Annotated in this window: 16 protein-coding genes; 13 read left to right on the forward strand and 3 right to left on the reverse strand. The window is 71.2% G+C overall.

Annotated elements, in window-relative coordinates; translation table 11 throughout:
- Nucleotides 1–450 precede the first annotated feature (450 nt).
- The 3 genes from AB0M93_RS43010 to AB0M93_RS43020 all read left to right on the forward strand — a co-directional run bounded on the left by AB0M93_RS43010 (nucleotide 451) and on the right by AB0M93_RS43020 (nucleotide 2,022).
- Nucleotides 451–1,104 (forward strand): ferritin-like fold-containing protein, encoded by a 654-nt coding sequence (locus AB0M93_RS43010; protein WP_364285594.1) that lies wholly within the window; start codon nucleotides 451–453, stop codon nucleotides 1,102–1,104.
- A 119-nt stretch (nucleotides 1,105–1,223) separates the two neighbouring features.
- Entirely contained in the window at nucleotides 1,224–1,454 is a 231-nt protein-coding gene (locus tag AB0M93_RS43015; protein WP_013223016.1) for a DUF3107 domain-containing protein, read from the forward strand.
- 118 nt (nucleotides 1,455–1,572) lie between these two features.
- Nucleotides 1,573–2,022: a pyridoxamine 5'-phosphate oxidase family protein gene (locus AB0M93_RS43020; RefSeq protein ID WP_364285596.1), complete on the forward strand. Its 450-nt coding sequence runs from the start codon at nucleotides 1,573–1,575 to the stop codon at nucleotides 2,020–2,022.
- 3 nt (nucleotides 2,023–2,025) lie between these two features.
- On the opposite strand, the gene AB0M93_RS43025 is transcribed toward AB0M93_RS43020, so the two are convergent.
- On the reverse strand, nucleotides 2,026–2,343 hold the full coding sequence (locus AB0M93_RS43025; RefSeq protein WP_364285598.1) for a DUF4873 domain-containing protein: 318 nt from the start codon (nucleotides 2,341–2,343) through the stop codon (nucleotides 2,026–2,028).
- Nucleotides 2,340–3,110 carry a TetR/AcrR family transcriptional regulator gene (locus AB0M93_RS43030; RefSeq protein WP_364285600.1) on the reverse strand — a complete coding sequence of 257 codons (771 nt, stop codon included), beginning with the start codon at nucleotides 3,108–3,110 and terminating at the stop codon, nucleotides 2,340–2,342. The genes AB0M93_RS43025 and AB0M93_RS43030 overlap by 4 nt, the downstream gene beginning before the upstream one ends.
- 54 nt (nucleotides 3,111–3,164) lie before the next feature.
- Between AB0M93_RS43030 and AB0M93_RS43035 the strand changes: the two genes are divergently transcribed.
- A complete protein-coding gene (locus AB0M93_RS43035; RefSeq protein WP_364285602.1) occupies nucleotides 3,165–4,073 on the forward strand; it encodes a diiron oxygenase in 909 nt (302 codons plus the stop codon).
- Nucleotides 4,070–4,981, forward strand: a complete 912-nt coding sequence (locus tag AB0M93_RS43040) for an alpha/beta hydrolase (protein ID WP_364285604.1) — start codon at nucleotides 4,070–4,072, stop codon at nucleotides 4,979–4,981. Before AB0M93_RS43035 ends, AB0M93_RS43040 begins: the two co-directional genes overlap by 4 nt.
- Before the next feature lie 100 nt (nucleotides 4,982–5,081).
- Here the strand turns inward: AB0M93_RS43040 and AB0M93_RS43045 are convergent, their stop codons facing one another.
- On the reverse strand, nucleotides 5,082–5,708 hold the full coding sequence (locus AB0M93_RS43045) for a TetR/AcrR family transcriptional regulator (RefSeq protein WP_003095505.1): 627 nt from the start codon (nucleotides 5,706–5,708) through the stop codon (nucleotides 5,082–5,084).
- 114 nt (nucleotides 5,709–5,822) lie between these two features.
- Here AB0M93_RS43045 and AB0M93_RS43050 point away from each other — a divergent pair, with 114 nt between their 5' ends.
- The 8 genes from AB0M93_RS43050 to AB0M93_RS43085 all read left to right on the forward strand — a co-directional run bounded on the left by AB0M93_RS43050 (nucleotide 5,823) and on the right by AB0M93_RS43085 (nucleotide 15,853).
- Nucleotides 5,823–6,800 (forward strand): alpha/beta fold hydrolase, encoded by a 978-nt coding sequence (locus tag AB0M93_RS43050; RefSeq protein ID WP_364285606.1) that lies wholly within the window; start codon nucleotides 5,823–5,825, stop codon nucleotides 6,798–6,800.
- Between the two features lie 81 nt (nucleotides 6,801–6,881).
- A complete protein-coding gene (locus AB0M93_RS43055; protein WP_364285608.1) occupies nucleotides 6,882–8,039 on the forward strand; it encodes a DUF3152 domain-containing protein in 1,158 nt (385 codons plus the stop codon).
- 93 nt (nucleotides 8,040–8,132) lie between these two features.
- A complete protein-coding gene (gene moeZ / locus AB0M93_RS43060; protein WP_364285610.1) occupies nucleotides 8,133–9,308 on the forward strand; it encodes an adenylyltransferase/sulfurtransferase MoeZ in 1,176 nt (391 codons plus the stop codon).
- A 141-nt stretch (nucleotides 9,309–9,449) separates the two neighbouring features.
- Nucleotides 9,450–10,247 carry a TIGR02569 family protein gene (locus AB0M93_RS43065; RefSeq protein ID WP_364285612.1) on the forward strand — a complete coding sequence of 266 codons (798 nt, stop codon included), beginning with the start codon at nucleotides 9,450–9,452 and terminating at the stop codon, nucleotides 10,245–10,247.
- A 50-nt stretch (nucleotides 10,248–10,297) separates the two neighbouring features.
- Nucleotides 10,298–10,726 (forward strand): hypothetical protein, encoded by a 429-nt coding sequence (locus AB0M93_RS43070; RefSeq protein WP_364285614.1) that lies wholly within the window; start codon nucleotides 10,298–10,300, stop codon nucleotides 10,724–10,726.
- A gap of 195 nt (nucleotides 10,727–10,921) precedes the next feature.
- On the forward strand, nucleotides 10,922–13,024 hold the full coding sequence (locus AB0M93_RS43075) for a molybdopterin oxidoreductase family protein (RefSeq protein ID WP_364285616.1): 2,103 nt from the start codon (nucleotides 10,922–10,924) through the stop codon (nucleotides 13,022–13,024).
- Nucleotides 13,021–14,448 (forward strand): FAD-dependent oxidoreductase, encoded by a 1,428-nt coding sequence (locus tag AB0M93_RS43080; protein ID WP_364285618.1) that lies wholly within the window; start codon nucleotides 13,021–13,023, stop codon nucleotides 14,446–14,448. The genes AB0M93_RS43075 and AB0M93_RS43080 overlap by 4 nt, the downstream gene beginning before the upstream one ends.
- A gap of 19 nt (nucleotides 14,449–14,467) precedes the next feature.
- Nucleotides 14,468–15,853, forward strand: a complete 1,386-nt coding sequence (locus tag AB0M93_RS43085; RefSeq protein WP_364285620.1) for a nitrate/nitrite transporter — start codon at nucleotides 14,468–14,470, stop codon at nucleotides 15,851–15,853.
- The last annotated feature ends 1 nt before the right edge of the window (nucleotide 15,854 follow it).

Consider the following 15,854-nt stretch of genomic DNA (forward strand, 5'->3'; position numbering starts at 1 on the left):
GGGGCTTCGGGCTCGACCTCGACGCCCGCCTGCAGCGGGTGCGAGGTGTCGAGCGCGGCCGGGCCGGTCTCGCTGTGTTCCAGCGCGACGGCGGGGGGCTGTTCGGTTGTGGGAATTTCTGCGGTCAGGGTGATCGCCTCTCTCGTGACCAGCGCGCACAGCCGTGGGTCCGCTCGACACTCGACCGGGAGTAAACCCTGGTCCCTGGCGCTGTTCTGAAGCGCGGAACCGGTCCGCCCCGGGAATGCCGGAAGAGGCGTGCACGCACATTGCAGTACGTCGGCAAGCCGCGTGACCTGCCTGTTCCCGACGCCGGTATGGCGTACGGAAGCTTGATATCGGACGCCAGTGTACCTGGTCAGCAGTTTTTCGACAGTACCCGGCGCGCCGGAACCAGTGTGATCGGTCTCGTCCCGACACGCCCGGGTGCTTCGGCGATACCCTGCCCCCGTGACCGAGCCGAAAGAGATCTCCGAGGGCGTAGTCGACCTTCTGGGTGTGATCGCCTACCTGGAACTGTCCGCGTTCGACCGGCTGGCGGAGGACGCGCGCCACGCGCCCACGATGGCCGGGCGCGCCGCGCTGGCGACCATGGCGGCCGCCGAGATCGGTCACTACGGCCTGCTCGCCCAGCACCTGGCCGCGCACGACGTCAAGATCGAAGACGCGATGACGCCGTTCGTGGCGCAGGTCGACGCCTGGCACGCTTCGACGCCGCCGAAGTCGTACCTGGAGTCGCTGGTCAAGGCCTACGTCGGCGACGGGCTGGCGGCCGACCTCTACCGCGAGATCGCCAGCTGGCTCGACCCGGAGACCAAGGACCTGGTGCTGACCGTGCTGGCCGACACCGGCCACTCCGCGTTCGCCGAACGCGAAGTCGCGGCCGGCATCGAGGCCGACCCCAAGACCCGCGACAAGCTCGCCCTGTGGGGGCGCCGCCTGCTCGGCGAGGCGCTGACCCAGGCCCAGTACGTCGTCGCCGAGCGCGACGGGCTGGCCGAGCTCATCGTCAACGGCTCGGGCGACCTCTCCGGAATTGCCGCGCTGTTCCGGCGGTTGCAACAGGGGCACACCAAGCGCATGCAGGCGCTCGGCCTGGGCTGATCCCGATGGAGTACCTGGACGTGACGACGCGGTCGGGCGCGGTCATGCGCCACCGGAACGAGCCGGTTCGGTTAGCCTTGCCGGGCACATCCCTTACGAATTTTCAGCGGAGGTCCCACGTGGAGGTCAAGATCGGCATCAAGGACACGCCGCGCGAGCTGGTGGTGTCCAGTGGCCAGTCTCCCGAAGAGGTGGAGAAGCTGGTCGCCGAGGCCCTGACGGCCGGTGACGGGCTCTTCCGCATCAACGACGAGAAGGGGCGCAAGTACATCGTCCCCTCCGACCGCATCGCGTACGTCGAGATCGCCCCCTCGGACGTCCGCAAGGTCGGCTTCGGCGTCGGCGACTGACCCACAGCCCGCAACAGCCACCTCGGGACGTTCCCGGGGTGGCTTTCGCGTGCCCGGGTTTCACCGGATTGTGGTGTTCTGCTTGGAGTGTCGCTTTTCCGCGGCTTAGCTTCGGCCGGTGACCACTCTCGAGCCGGCCGCCGTCGCGGATCTCGTGCGGAGCACCCTCTCCGCGCACAAGTCGCTGTTCCTCGCCACCTCGGGCAGCACCGGGCCGTGGGTCGGCGGGGTGTACTTCGCCGAGAGCGGCGAGTTCACCCTGAACCTCGTGCTCGAGGACCGCGGCCGGACGCTGGCGGCGATCCGGGAGAACCCGGTCGTCTCGGTCGTGGTCTCCACGGGCTCGCCGATGCAGCCGTTCCTGCAGGCCCAGGCGTTAGCCGAGATCGTCGGCCGCGACGAGGACGCGCGGGCGCGCGAACTGCTCGTCACCAAGGTCCCGGAGGCCGCGCCGTTCCTGGCCGCGCCGGTCACGGCGGTCCGGCTGATCATCCGGAAGTGGCGGGCCACGGACATCGCGAACGGCGTGCTGCCCGGCGTGGAACTGCCGAGCCCGCGCCTGCCCTGACCGCTAGGCGTTCAGCTCTTCCAGCGTCGTCGGCACGTGGAACGGCGGGGTGCTGGTGCCCGTGATCCGGTACCGGCCCCACGGGTCCGGGTCGGACAGCTCGCCTGTCGCCGAGTGCGAGCCCGTCTGGATCGACACGGCCTTCTTCTTGCCGCCCGCCAGCGCGGTCAGCTCGTCGTTCACCGCCACCCGGCCGTACCAGCGGTAGTAGCCGTCGATCGGCTGGAAGTAGCCGCGCAGCTCGACCGCCGCCGTCAGGGTCACGCCGTCGACCACCAGGGTGGCTTCGCCGCTGTAGCCGTCTTCGTCGTGCTCGCTCATGAGGTTTCCTCCAACGACTCCGAGGTGCGGCCCAGCTGGACCACCTTGTTGGCTTCCAGGGGCTGGTTCGGGTCGATGACCACGCCGTTCTGGCGGGTCAGCCCGTCGATCGCCGCCCAGATGATCTGGGTCAGGTACTCGACGACCGCGTCGCGGCTCATCGACCGGCGGGCCAGCCACCACTCGCCGGTGTTCTGGACCATGCCGACGATGCCGTGCGCCCACGGCTCGGCCGCGCCGGAGTCCATGTTGAACATCCGCATGTAGTCGCCGAGCAGCGCCGTCAGCGCCGTCGCGATCAGTTCCTTGTCCTCGGCCACCACGTCCGACGACACCGGCTTCTCCGGCCGCCCGTGCGCCAGCAGCCGGTACAGGTTCGGGTGCTCCTCGATCACCGTGAAGAACGCGTCGAGCGCCATCCGGATCCGCGGGACCGGCGCCAGTTCGGCGTTGATCGCCGGGATCAGCCGCTCGAAGAGGATCTCCGTGCCGCGCTGGCCGAGCGCCACGTACAGGTCGGCCTTGTCGTCGAAGTGCCGGTACAGCACCGGTTTCGTGACGCCGGCCTCCGCGGCGACGTCCTCCATGCCGAGGTCCGGGCCGTGCGTGTCGAGGGCCCGCAGCGCGGCTTCGACGAACTCCTTGCGCCGGGCGATCCGGTGCTTGCGCCAGCGGTCGCGCCGGGCGTCGCCGGTCGCTTCCTCGTCACGGGAGGACCTGCCGGGCTGCTTGCCTGAGCGCTTGACACGTTCGATCACGAGGGTCATGCTACGCACAGGTAACTGTTACCTCAAGTTACACATCCGGAAGGGGTGTCGGCAATGACGCGGACGCTGAAGGAACCGGACCGCGAAAAGACCGCGGACCGCCTGCTCAAGTCGTCGGCGAACAAGTTCTACGACCCCGACGTCGACATCGACTGGACCGCCCCGCTGGTCGAAGGCAAGCGGTTCATCCTCGACGAGCGCTCCTCGCTCTACGGCACCGAACTCTGGGACAAGCTGACCCCCGAACAACGCATCGAGCTGGGCAAGCACGAGGTCGCCAGCGTCGCGACCACCGGGCTGTGGTTCGAGATCCTGCTGATGCAGATGCTGCTCAAGGAGGTCTACGAGCAGGACCCGACGTCCGCGCACGCCCAGTTCGCGCTCACCGAAATCGCCGACGAATGCCGGCACTCGACGATGTTCGCGCGGATGGCGGCGCGGATCGGCTGCCCCGCCTACGGCCCGGTGCCGTGGCTGCGGCGCCTCGCGAAGCTGATGCCGACGATCTCCTACGGCCCGGCGCGCTACGGCGCGATCCTGGTCGCCGAGGAGGTCCTGGACCGGCTGCAGCGCGAGCAGATGAACGACGAAGGCGTGCAGCCGCTGGTCCGGATGGTCAACCGGATCCACGTCCTGGAAGAGGCCCGGCACGTCACCTTCGCCCGCGAAGAGGTCACGCGCGGCATGGCGAAGCTGTCGAAGGCCGAGATCGGCTACCAACAGTTCATCATCGCGGTCATCTCCTACTTCGTGACGCGGGCGTTCATCAACCCGGACGTCTACAAGGCGGTCGGCATCCGGCCGCGCGACGGCGTCGAGGCGGCCCTGAACAACCCGCACTGGCAGGGGACGATCGCCTGGGCCGGGGAGAAGATCATGCCGTTCCTGCAGGAGTCCGGGCTGGTGGGGCTGCCGGGGAAGTACTTCTGGCGCAAGTCGTTCCTGCTCCCGGCGGGCCGATGACGACCGCGTCGCGGCTGCGGGACCCCTCGGCCGGGCACCGGTTCGTCGCGAGCGACGGCGCCGCACTGCACGTCACGCAGTCCGGGCCGGCCGACTCGGCCGTGACACTGGTGCTGGTGCACGGCTGGACGCAGGACCACCGCACGTGGGACTTCGTGCTGCCGCGCCTCGACCCCGGCCTGCGCGTGCTGCGCTACGACCTGCGCGGCCACGGCGGTTCGGCACCCGCCCGGCGCGGCGGCGCCACGATCGCCCGGCTGGCCGACGACCTCGCCGAGCTGATCGCCGACCGCGTCCCGGCGGGGCCGCTCGTGCTGGCCGGCCACTCGATGGGCGGCATGACGCTGATGGTGCTCGCCGAACGGCACCCGGCGCTGGTCAGCGAGCGGCTGGCGGGCGCGGCGTTCGTGGCGACGTCGTCGGGCGACATGGACCAGCTCACGCTCGGGTTCCCGGGCCTGGTCGGCCGGAGCGTCACGCGCTTCGAGCCGCGGGTGGCCCGGTTGCTGGCCCGCCTGCGGAGCGACACGCTGCGGCTGCGGCCGGGGATGGTCCGCTCGGGCGCGCGACGGCTCGTGTTCGGCGACCGCCCGGGACGCGCGCAGGTGGACAGCGTCGTCGAGCAGCTGCTGTGCGCGCACCCGGCGAGCGCGGGGATGTTCCTGGACGCCATCGCGGCGCACCGCGGCGTCGGCGGGCTGGGCGCGCTGTGCGACGTGCCGTCGGTGGTGCTGGCGGGCGAGAAGGACCGGCTCTGCCCCCTGGCGCACGCGAAGGTGATCGCGGACGAGCTGCCGCACGCGGAATTCGTCCGGTTCCCGGGCGCCGGGCACATGCTCCCGCAGGAGCGGCCCTTCGAGGTGGCCCGCCGGATCTCGGCCCTGGTGCGGGTCGCCGCCGCGCGCTGAGCGCATGGACTATCCGGTGAGTTCGCGACCGCACCGGTGAACTATCCGGTTAGTCCGGCAACGGACTAACCGGATAGTTCACAATCCTGCCGCCGCCCGCTCAGCTGTCCTTGAGCGGGAAGCCGCCACCGATGCCGCGCCAGGCCAGGTTGGCCGTCAGGGCCACCGCCTCCTCGCGGCTCATCGACTGGTGGTGGGCCAGCCAGAAGCGGGCGCTGACCTGGCTCATCCCGACCAGCCCGACCGCCAGCAGCCGCGCCTTGTCCTCGTCGAGGCCCGCGTCCGCGGTGATCGTCTCGGTGATCGCGTCCACGCTCGCCGACGTCGCGCGGTCGACCGCTTCCTGGACGGCAGGCTCGCCGCGCAGGTCGGACTCGAACACCATCCGGAACGCGCCCGCGTCGTTGCTGACGAAGTCGAAGAACGCGCCGACCGTCGCCGGGACGCGCTGCTTGTTCTCCGTCGTCGAGTCCAGGGCGTTCTGGACGCGCTTGACCAGCTCGTCGACGTGGCTTTCCAGCAGCGCGATGTACAGATCGAGCTTGCCGGGGAAGTGCTGGTACAGCACGGGCTTCGAGACGCCCGCGACCTCGGCGATCTCGTCCATCGCGGCAGCGTGGTAACCGTTTTCGGCGAAGACCCGCTGCGCCGCGGCGAGGAGCTGGGCCCGGCGCTCGGTCCGGGGCAGCCGCACCCCACGTTGCTGCAACCGCGTCATCTCCGTCATGCTTCGTCCTCCCGTCATCTCTTCTTCGACGGGCGGGGTCGCCACCGCGTGAAGTCGCCCTGAAGATTACTCGCCGGTACGTGTGCCGCGCCAAGGGTCGGGCATTCTGGATCCGTGAACACCCCCGTGCCGGCGCGGGCGCCGCTGACCCACGTGCCGCTTTCGACCAGGGCCCTGCCGTCGCTCGACCCGGTCCCGCCGCCGTGGCCTGCGGCCTTCGAGGAGGTCGGCACCGCCCGGCTCCACGTCCGCCGCACGCCGGGCCCGGACGGCGTGCCGGCCGTGTACGTGCACGGCCTCGGGGGTTCGTCGACGAACTGGACCGACCTGGCCGCGCTGCTCGCGCCGGTCGCCGGCGGCACCGCGCCCGACCTGCCCGGCTTCGGCTACTCCGAGCCCGAAGCGGGCTTCGACTTCACGCTCCAGGCGCACGCCGACGTCGTGGCACGGCACATCGAGGCCGTCGGGGCGCCGGTGCACCTGTTCGGCAACTCCATGGGTGGCGCGATCGCGCTGCTCATCGCGGCCCGGCGGCCGGAACTGGTGGAGACGCTGACGCTGATTTCGCCGGCCGTGCCGGACCTGCGCCTCGACCCGCGGCGGCTGTCGGACCCGCGGATGGCGCTCGCCTACCTGCCGCTGGTCGGCGCGCGCGTGCGGGCCCAGCTGGCCGCGCTCGGGCCGCGGGAACGCGCCGCGCAGGTCATCAAGCTGTGTTTCGCCGACCCGTCGCGGTTCCCGGAAAGCCGGCTCGACGAGCTGACCGAGGAACACGGGGCCCGCGCCGGGTTCGCCTGGGCGGCACCCGCGATGGCCCGCAGCACCTTCGCCATCTTCCGGGCGTGGTCGACGCTGGGGAAGGCGTCGCTGTGGTCGGTCGCGCCGCTCGTCCGGGCGCCGACGCTGGTCGTCTGGGGGCGGGAGGACCGCGTCATCTCGGTGAAACGCGCCGCGCGGACCGCGCGGGCCATCCCGCGGGCCCGGTTGCTGGTGCTCCCGCGCACCGGTCACGTGGCCCAGATGGAACGCCCGGTCGTCGTCGCGAAGGCCGTCCTCGGCATGTGGGAGCACGTCGAAGCGGGCTCTTGGTAAGCCGATCGGGGGATGCCGAGTTCACTCGATGATCCGCCAGTCGGCGAGAGCGGTGCCTCGCCGCTGTGGCACCCTGGTGCGGTGGACCGGGTGAAGCAGGACGCGCGAGGCGAAGATCGGCGGGCTCCCCACCGCGCGTCGGCCCGCCGGACGCCGGAGCCCGCGGACGCCCCGCGCACCGGCCAGTACCGCCCGTCGAAGGCGCCGGCGCAGCGTGTCGGCGAAGACCGCTACCGCCCGGGCAGCCGCCGGACCAGCGCCGAGCCGCTGAGCGCCTCCTGGAAACCGCAGGTCGACACCGCGCCGGAGAAGAAGGCCGAGGAGCCGGCGAAGTCGGGCATCGCGAAGCTGACCAAGACCTACGGCTGGCGCGTCTACGCCCTGCCGATCCTGGTGATCCTGACCGTCCTCGTCGTGGTCAACACGGCCAACAGCCCGGCCCAGCCGATCGCCGAGCAGGGCACCGGCGCCGGGCCCGGCGCCGAGTCGGCGGGCGGCGACTCCTCCGGCGGCGCCATCGACGGCAACGGCGAGCAGGCCATCCCGGAGAACCCGGCCACCCCGGTCGACCTGAAGGTGCCGACCGCGGACCTGCCCGAAGGCATCCCGTTCACGCAGGCCGGCGCGGGCAAGTGGCACGTCGTCCCGGGCAGCGGCCCGAAGATCGGCAACGGGAAGCTGTACACCTACACCGTCGAGGTCGAGGACGGGATCGACCCGGCGAGCTACGCCGGTGACGACGCCTTCGCCACGGCCGTCCAGGGCACCCTGTCGAACCCGGCCCAGGGCTGGACCTGGGACGGCAAGATCGCGTTCCAGCGGGTGGACGGCAACTTCCCGAACCCGTCCTTCCGGGTGAGCCTCACCACGCCGGAGACCACCCACCGGCCGGACGCCTGCGGGTTCCAGATCAAGTTCGAGGCATCCTGCTACCGCAAGAGCCTCGGCCGCGTGCTGATCAACCTGGCCCGCTGGGTGCGCGGCGCCAAGGCGTACGGCGCCGACATGACCGGGTACCGGCAGTACGCCATCAACCACGAGGTCGGGCACGCCCTGGGCAACCAGCACGTCGGCTGCGGCGGCAACGACCAGCCCGCGCCGGTGATGATGCAGCAGTCGTTCGGCGTCTCCGACGACTACGTGTCGATGCTCAACGACATCCCCGGCGGCGACAAGGGCAAGGTGGCCAAGGACGGCCGCGTCTGCAAGACGAACTCCTGGCCCAACCCCACGCCGTAGGGTGTCCCAGCATCTGGACCTGGGAAGGCTTATTTGCCTGCGCGCGTTGTGCATAGTGGGATGGACGCGATCCGCGCGCGAGATGGAGGACCCATGTCAGCACTGCCGCCGCTCGTCGAGCCGGCTGCCGAGCTCACCAAGGAAGAGGTGGCCCGGTACAGCCGTCACCTGATCATCCCGGACGTCGGGGTGAACGGGCAGAAGCGGCTGAAGAACGCGAAGGTCCTGGTGATCGGGGCCGGCGGCCTCGGCAGCCCCGCGCTGCTGTACCTGGCCGCGGCCGGGGTCGGCACGCTCGGCATCGTCGACTTCGACGTCGTGGACGAGTCGAACCTGCAGCGCCAGGTCATCCACGGCCAGTCCGACGTCGGCAAGCTCAAGGCCGCGTCCGCGCAGGAGTCGATCGCGGAGATCAACCCGCTGGTCAAGGTGCACCTGCACACCGACCGGCTCGACTCGTCGAACGCGCTGGAGATCTTCGAGCAGTACGACCTGATCGTCGACGGCACCGACAACTTCGCGACGCGCTACCTGGTCAACGACGCCGCGGTGATCCTCGGCAAGCCGTACGTCTGGGGCTCGATCTTCCGGTTCGAGGGCCAGGTCAGCGTGTTCTGGGAGGACGCGCCGAACGGCAAGGGCCTCAACTACCGCGACCTCTACCCGGAGCCGCCGCCCCCGGGCATGGTCCCCTCCTGCGCCGAGGGTGGCGTGCTGGGCGTGCTCTGCGCGTCCATCGGCTCGATCATGGTGACCGAGGCGATCAAGCTCATCACCGGCATCGGCGAGCCGCTGCTCGGCCGCCTGATCAGCTACGACGCGCTGGAGATGAAGTACCGCGAGGTCAAGATCCGCAAGGACCCGGAGACCCCGAAGATCACCGAGCTGATCGACTACGAGGCGTTCTGCGGGGTGGTTTCCGACGAGGCCGCGCAGGCGGCTTCGGGCAGCACGATCACCCCGGCCGAGCTCAAGGCCAAGTTCGACAGCGGCGAGAACTTCGCGCTGATCGACGTCCGCGAGCCGCACGAGTACGAGATCGTCAACATCAAGGGTGCGACGCTGATCCCGAAGGACCGGATCCTTTCGGGCGAGGCGCTGGCCGAGCTGCCGCAGGACAAGCCGATCGTCCTGCACTGCAAGTCCGGTGCCCGGTCCGCCGAGGCCCTCGCCGCGCTGCACGCGGCCGGCTTCAAGGACGCGACGCACCTCGGCGGCGGCGTGCTCGCCTGGGCGAAGCAGATCGACCCGAGCCTGCCCACCTACTGACAGTGTGTCCGTGAAGGCCGCCTCCGGCTTCGGAGGCGGCCTTCACGGCGTTTCGCCCGAGTCGAGCTCCAGCGCTCAAAACGGTACGTGAGCAGCGCGTCTTCTCATTCGTGGCACATCCGGCCAGGTAGCGTCAGGTCCGTGCGGTCAACCCTCGAACGCCCTCCGGCGCACGTCTGCGCGGCCTTCGGCGGCGTCGCCGGCAGCTGCGCGCGGCTGCCGGACTCGGCGGCGTGGCGCTGCGGCGACCTCGTGCTCAAGCCGGTCACCGACAAGGCCCGGACGCTCTGGACCGCCCACGCGCTCGACTACGTCCGCGAGCCGGGCCTGCGGGTCGGGAAGCCGGTCCGGTCCACCGACGGCCGCTGGATCGTCGGCGGCTGGACGGCGTCGCGGTTCGTCCCCGGCACGCCGGAGCACCGCGGCGACCCGTCGGTGCTGGCCGCGGTGAAGCTGCACCGGGCCACCGTCGGCCTGCCGCGGCCGGACTTCCTCGACGCGCGCACCGACCTCGATGCGGTCGCCGACCGCGTCGCCTGGGAAGAGCTCGAGGTCCCCCTGGACGAGACCAAGGGCGGCCGCTGGTTCGAAGTGCTCGCCGGCGCCCGCCGCCCGGTCAACCTCCCGCACCAGGTGGCCCACGGCGAGCTGCTGGCCGGCCTGCTGTTCGACGGCGACGACGTCCCCGGTGTCGTCGACTTCGTGCCTTACTACCGCCCGGGCGAGTACGGCGCGGCGATCGTCGCGGTCGACGCGCTCGCCTGGGGCGGCGCGGGCCGTGACCTGCTCGAACGCTGGGCGCACCTGCCGGAATGGCCGCAGCTGCTGCTGCGCGCGGTGCTGTTCCGGCTGGCGTCCAACGCACTGAACCCGCGTTCGACGCAGGCGTCGCTGGACGGCCTGCGCGCGGCGGCGCGCGAGGTGTCCGGCGTCCTATAGCTGTTGACGCGGCTGGGATGATGATCGCGTGATCACCTACCGAAAGGGCCATGCCGCGTAGGCGCCCCGGAAGCCTGCGCCGCACCCGCCGGCTCGATGTAGCGGGGCCGCCGCCGGCCAAGATCCCCCAGCTGTCCCGCCGCGCGCAGCGGCAGCTCGCCTTCGCCGAAGCGGACGCCGGGCTGGTGCCGGGTGCCGTCGCCCGCGCGCTCCGGAACTGGGAGTACTTCACCCGGCCGCCGTTCCGGTTCTGGCGGCCGGACTGTCCCTGCCCCGGCTGCGATCCGCTCGCGGACCGGGCCGATCTGGCTGAGCTGCTCGGCACGCTGCCACGCCGGGAGCGGGCCCTGGTCGGGGCCGTCCTGGCCAAGGCCGACCGCCGGTTCCTGGCACGGACGCTGCCCGACCCGTTTCCCCCGTGGGCCGAGTGGTGGTTCGAGTGCCGGCTCGCCGACCAGTACGGCTGGGGACCCTTGTGACCGAGGTCGCAGGATCGCCGGTCATCTCGGATAAAGCGCCGCTGACCTCCGGACTCCCGGCAGGTGGACGGCGATCTCACCGGCCGGGCGCCGGAAACACCGCCGCAATGTCAACTGCCTGAAACATTCGGTCGAATCCGGTTAACACGGCCTCCTTAGCGTCAGGGCAAGCCCGAACCGCCGAGGAGGTGCCCGATGCCGCAGGTCGACACCCACTGCCCGTACTGCGCGCTGCAGTGCGGGATGAGCCTCGACGGCGCCCGCGTGACGCCGCGGGACTTCCCGGTCAACGCCGGCGGCCTGTGCCAGAAGGGCTGGACGTCCGGCACCCTCCTCACCTCGCCGAAGCGGCTGACCACCCCGATGCTGCGCGTCAACGGCGCGCTCGAGCCGGTCAGCTGGGACTTCGCCCTCGACCACGTCGCCCGGAAGCTGCAGGCGATCCAGGCCGAGCACGGGCCGGACGGCGTCGCGATCTTCGGCGGCGGCGGGCTGACCAACGAAAAGGCGTACCTGCTCGGCAAGTTCGCCCGCGTCGCCCTCGGCACCTCGCAGATCGACTACAACGGCCGGTTCTGCATGTCCTCGGCCGCCGCCGCCGGGATCAAGGCGTTCGGCGCCGACCGCGGGATGCCGTTCCCCGTCACGGATCTGAAGCAGGCCGACGTCGTGCTGCTCGCCGGGGCGAACCCGGCCGAGACGATGCCGCCGTTCACCCAGCACCTGCGTGGCACCGACCTGATCGTCGTCGACCCGCGGCGCACCCCGACCGCCGAGCTGGCGAGCCTGCACCTGGCACCCGCGCCGGGCACCGATCTCGCGCTGGCGCTGGGCATCCTGCACGCCGTCGTCGAAGGCGGCCACCTCGACCAGTCCTATGTGGACGACCGGACCAGCGGCTTCGCCGAAATGTGGCGGATCGCCGCGAGCTGGTGGCCGGAACGCGCCGAGCGCGTCACCGGCGTCTCGGCCGCCGACATGCGCCTCGCCGCCGAGAAGCTCGCCAACGCCCGCAACGCCTACGTACTCACCGCGCGCGGCACCGAGCAGCACGCCACCGGCACCGCGACCGTCGGTGCCTGGATCAACCTCGCGCTGAGCCTCGGCCTGCCCGGCCGCCAGGGCTCCGGTTACGGCTGCCTCACCGGCCAGGGCAACGGCCAGGGCGGCCGCGAGCACGGCCAGAAGGCCGACCAGCTGCCCGGCTACCGCAAGCTCGATGACCCGGCCGCGCGCGAGTACGTCGCCGGCGTCTGGGGCGTGGATGCGAGCAGCTTGCCCGGCCCCGGCCGTTCGGCCACCGAACTGCTCGAAGCGCTCGGTCAGGAGAACGGCCCGAAGGCGCTGATGGTGTTCGGCAGCAACGTGGTCGTCTCGGCGCCGCGCTCGCAGCGCGTCCAGGACCGGCTGGCCTCGCTGGACTTCCTGGTCGTCGCCGACTTCGTGCTGTCGGAAACCGCGGCCCTCGCCGACGTCGTCCTGCCGGTCACCCAGTGGGCCGAAGAGGACGGCACACTCACCAACCTCGAAGGCCGGATCCTGCTGCGCCGCAAGGCGTTGACGCCGCCGCCGGGCGTTCGCTCCGACCTGGACGTCCTCCACGGACTGGGGCAGCGGCTGGGACAGCCGGAGAACCGGTTCCCGGCCGACGCCGAGACGGTGTTCGAGGAGCTGCGGATCGCGTCCAAGGGCGGCATCGCCGACTACTCCGGCGTCAGCTACGACCGGCTGCGCAACGGCGAGGCCCTGCACTGGCCGGTTCCGGAGAGCGACCACCCGGGCACTCCGCGGATGTTCCTCGAATCCTTCGCCCACCCGGACGGCCGCGCGCGGTTCGTGCCGGTCGAGCACACCGGCCCGGCCGAGCTGCCGGACGACGAGTTCCCGTTGCAGGCCACCACCGGCCGCGTGCTGCAGCACTACCAGTCGGGTGCCCAGACGCGGCTGATCGGCGAGCTGAACGACGTCGTCCCGGAGGTGTTCGTCGAGGTCCACCCGGACACCGCCAAGCGTGCGGGCCTCGAAGAAGGCGACCGCGCGGTGGTCCGGTCCCGCCGCGGCGAAACCGTGGCGCGCGTCCGGTTCACGCAGTCGTTGAAGCCCGACCTGATCTTCCTCCCGTTCCACTTTCCCGGTGAGCAGCGCGCCAACCTGTTCACCAACCCGGCGCTCGACCCGGTCTCCCGGATGCCGGAGTTCAAGGTGTGTGCCGTGTCTCTCGAGTCAAAAACAGTGGTGCGAAGCGCCTCCGTTGAGGGTGGTGGCGGGGGCATGGATGGAGTGGATGGTGCCGCATGAGCCCCCGTGAAGTCGTCATCGTCGGGTACGGCATGGCCGGAGCCCGGCTGGCCGACGAGATCCGCCGCCGGGACCCGATCGCCGAGCGGGTCCGGCTGACCGTCCTCGGTGCCGAGAAGCACGCGGCCTACAACCGGGTGCTGCTGTCCGCCGTCGTCGCGGGCGGGATGAGCGCCGAAAGCGTCCGCCTGCACGACGACGAGTGGGCTCAGCGCCACAACATCGACCTGCGGCTCGGCGTCGACGTCGCCCGGATCGACCGCGAGAAGCGCTGCGTCGAGCTGGCCGACGGTTCCTCGATCGACTACGACGCGCTCGTCCTCGCCACCGGCGCCAACCCGTGGATCCCGCCGGTGGAGGGCCTCGAAGCCGGGCCCGGCGTGGTCGCCTTCCGCAGCCTCGACGACTGCGCCAAGATCCTCGACGCCGCCCGCTTCGGCGCGCCGGTCGCGGTGCTCGGCGGCGGGCTGCTCGGCCTCGAAGCCGCCCGCGGGCTGGCCGGGCGCGGCAACCAGGTGACCGTCGTGCACCCGCTGGGGCACGTCATGGAACGCCAGCTCGACCCGGCCGCCGGGCACGTACTGGCCCGCCAGCTCACCGACATGGGCGTGACGTTCAAGTTCGGCGCCACCGCCGCCCGCTACCTGCCCGGCGACGGCCTCAAGCTCGACGACGGCACCCTCGTCCCGGCCGACCTGGTCGTGGTCGCCGCCGGCGTCCGCGCCGAGACGAGCCTGGCCGAGGAAGCCGGGCTCGACGTCGACCGGGGCATCCTCGTCGACGACACCCTGCGCACCAGCGACGGCCGCATCCACGCACTCGGCGACTGCGCCCGCCACCCCGGCGCCCCGGCCGGGCTGATCCAGCCCGCCTGGGAACAGGCGTCGGTCCTGGCCGACGTCCTGACCGGCACGAACGCGGCCGCCCGCTACCGCGGCACGACCGCCGTGACCCGGCTCAAGGCCCGCGGCATCGACCTGGCCGCGCTGGGCGAGACCCAGCTCGAAGCGTCCGACGGCGGCGCCGAGGTGCTGACGTTCAACGACCCGACCGGCGGCCGGTACGGCAAGCTCGTCGTCCGCGAAAACCGCGTCGCCGGGGCGATCCTGCTCGGCCTGCCCGACGCGGCCGCCACCATCACCCAGTTCCACGACCGCGGGACGCTGCTGCCGGACGACCGGCTCGCCGTCCTGCTCGGCCGGGCGCTGCCCAGCGGCAGCACCCCGGCGGCCAGCCCCGCCGACCTGCCCGCGGCCGCGGTGATCTGCCGCTGCAACAACGTCACCAAGGGCCGGCTGATCGAAGCCTGGAAGGCCGGGGCCACCGACACTCCCGCACTGGCGCGGGCCACGCGAGCCACGACGGGATGCGGCGGGTGCTCGGACACCGTCGGCGGCATCGCGAACTGGCTTGCCGCGCAGTGACCGATCCCCACTGACCACCATGAACCGCCGCACGAAGGAGAACGCCGTGGCCCACCAAGGAAAGCACTGGATCGAACACTGGGAACCCGAGAACGAAGCGTTCTGGGAGTCCACGGGCAAGAAGGTCGCCCGCCGCAACCTGTGGTTCTCGGTCTTCGCCGAGCACGTCGGCTTCTCGATCTGGACCCTCTGGTCGGTCATCGTCCTGTTCATGGGCAAGGACTACGGCTTCTCCGCCGCCGACAAGTTCCTGCTGGTTTCGACGCCGACGCTGATCGGTGGCCTGATGCGGCTGCCGTACACCTTCGCCGTGGCGAAGTTCGGCGGCCGCAACTGGACGGTCGTCTCGGCCGTGCTGCTGCTGATCCCGACCACGCTGGCCGCGGTCGTGCTGCACCCCGGCACGTCACTCGGCACGTTCCTGCTGGTCGCGGCCCTCGGCGGGGTCGGCGGCGGCAACTTCGCCTCGTCGATGACGAACATCAACGCCTTCTACCCGGAGAAGCACAAGGGCTGGGCGCTGGGCCTCAACGCCGGCGGCGGCAACCTCGGCGTCGCGGCGATCCAGCTGGTCGGGCTGCTGGTGATCGGCACGGCGGGGGCCACCGCGCCGCGGCTGGTGCTGTTCATCTACCTGCCGCTGATCGTGGTCGCCGCGCTCTGCGCGTACTTCTTCATGGACAACCTCGCCACGATGAAGGGTGACACCAAGGCGATGCGCGAGGTCGTCAAGGACCCGCACACGTGGGTGATGTCGTTCCTCTACGTCGGCACGTTCGGCTCGTTCATCGGCTACAGCTTCGCCTTCGGCCTGGTGCTGCAGAACCAGTTCGGCCGCACCCCGCTGCAAGCGGCCGCGGTGACGTTCCTGGGCCCGCTGCTCGGCTCGCTCTCCCGGCCCACCGGCGGCTGGCTGGCCGACCGGATCGGCGGCGGCAAGATCACCTTCTTCACGTTCATCGGGATGGCGCTGGCCACGGTCGTGCTGATCATGGCGTCGACCTCGAAGTCGCTGGTGCTGTTCACGGTCGCGTTCGTGGTGCTGTTCGTGCTCACCGGCATCGGCAACGGCTCGACGTACAAGATGATCCCGGCGATCTTCCGGGCCAAGGCGAAGGTGGCGATCGCGAACGGCGCCGAGGAGGCGGCCGAGCTGCTCAAGGCGCGCCGCCTGTCCGGTGCGCTGATCGGCCTGGCCGGCGCGATCGGGGCCGAAGGCGGCCTGTTCATCAACCTGGCGTTCCGGCAGTCCTTCGCCGACGCGCACAGCGGGGTGCCCGCCTTCATCGGGTTCCTCGTCTTCTACGGGCTCTGCTTCGCCGTCACCTGGGCGGTCTACCTGCGGAAGCCCGCCGAACAGCCCACGAGTGAGCGCGGTCTGGCGCTCGCGGGAGCGGAGGTCTGAG

Source organism: Amycolatopsis sp. NPDC051102, from assembly GCF_040682815.1.
In the GTDB taxonomy this organism is placed as follows: domain Bacteria; phylum Actinomycetota; class Actinomycetes; order Mycobacteriales; family Pseudonocardiaceae; genus Amycolatopsis.

Bases quoted from the DNA above. Each gene is read 5' to 3' on its own strand.
- AB0M93_RS43025 (WP_364285598.1), bottom strand. From the start codon at position 2,343: ATGAGCGAGCACGACGAAGACGGCTACAGCGGCGAAGCCACCCTGGTG.
- AB0M93_RS43030 (WP_364285600.1), bottom strand. From the start codon at position 3,110: ATGACCCTCGTGATCGAACGTGTCAAGCGCTCAGGCAAGCAGCCCGGC.
- AB0M93_RS43035 (WP_364285602.1), top strand. From the start codon at position 3,165: ATGACGCGGACGCTGAAGGAACCGGACCGCGAAAAGACCGCGGACCGC.
- AB0M93_RS43040 (WP_364285604.1), top strand. From the start codon at position 4,070: ATGACGACCGCGTCGCGGCTGCGGGACCCCTCGGCCGGGCACCGGTTC.
- AB0M93_RS43045 (WP_003095505.1), bottom strand. From the start codon at position 5,708: ATGACGGAGATGACGCGGTTGCAGCAACGTGGGGTGCGGCTGCCCCGG.
- moeZ (WP_364285610.1), top strand. From the start codon at position 8,133: ATGTCAGCACTGCCGCCGCTCGTCGAGCCGGCTGCCGAGCTCACCAAG.
- AB0M93_RS43070 (WP_364285614.1), top strand. From the start codon at position 10,298: ATGCCGCGTAGGCGCCCCGGAAGCCTGCGCCGCACCCGCCGGCTCGAT.
- AB0M93_RS43075 (WP_364285616.1), top strand. From the start codon at position 10,922: ATGCCGCAGGTCGACACCCACTGCCCGTACTGCGCGCTGCAGTGCGGG.
- AB0M93_RS43080 (WP_364285618.1), top strand. From the start codon at position 13,021: ATGAGCCCCCGTGAAGTCGTCATCGTCGGGTACGGCATGGCCGGAGCC.
- AB0M93_RS43085 (WP_364285620.1), top strand. From the start codon at position 14,468: ATGAACCGCCGCACGAAGGAGAACGCCGTGGCCCACCAAGGAAAGCAC.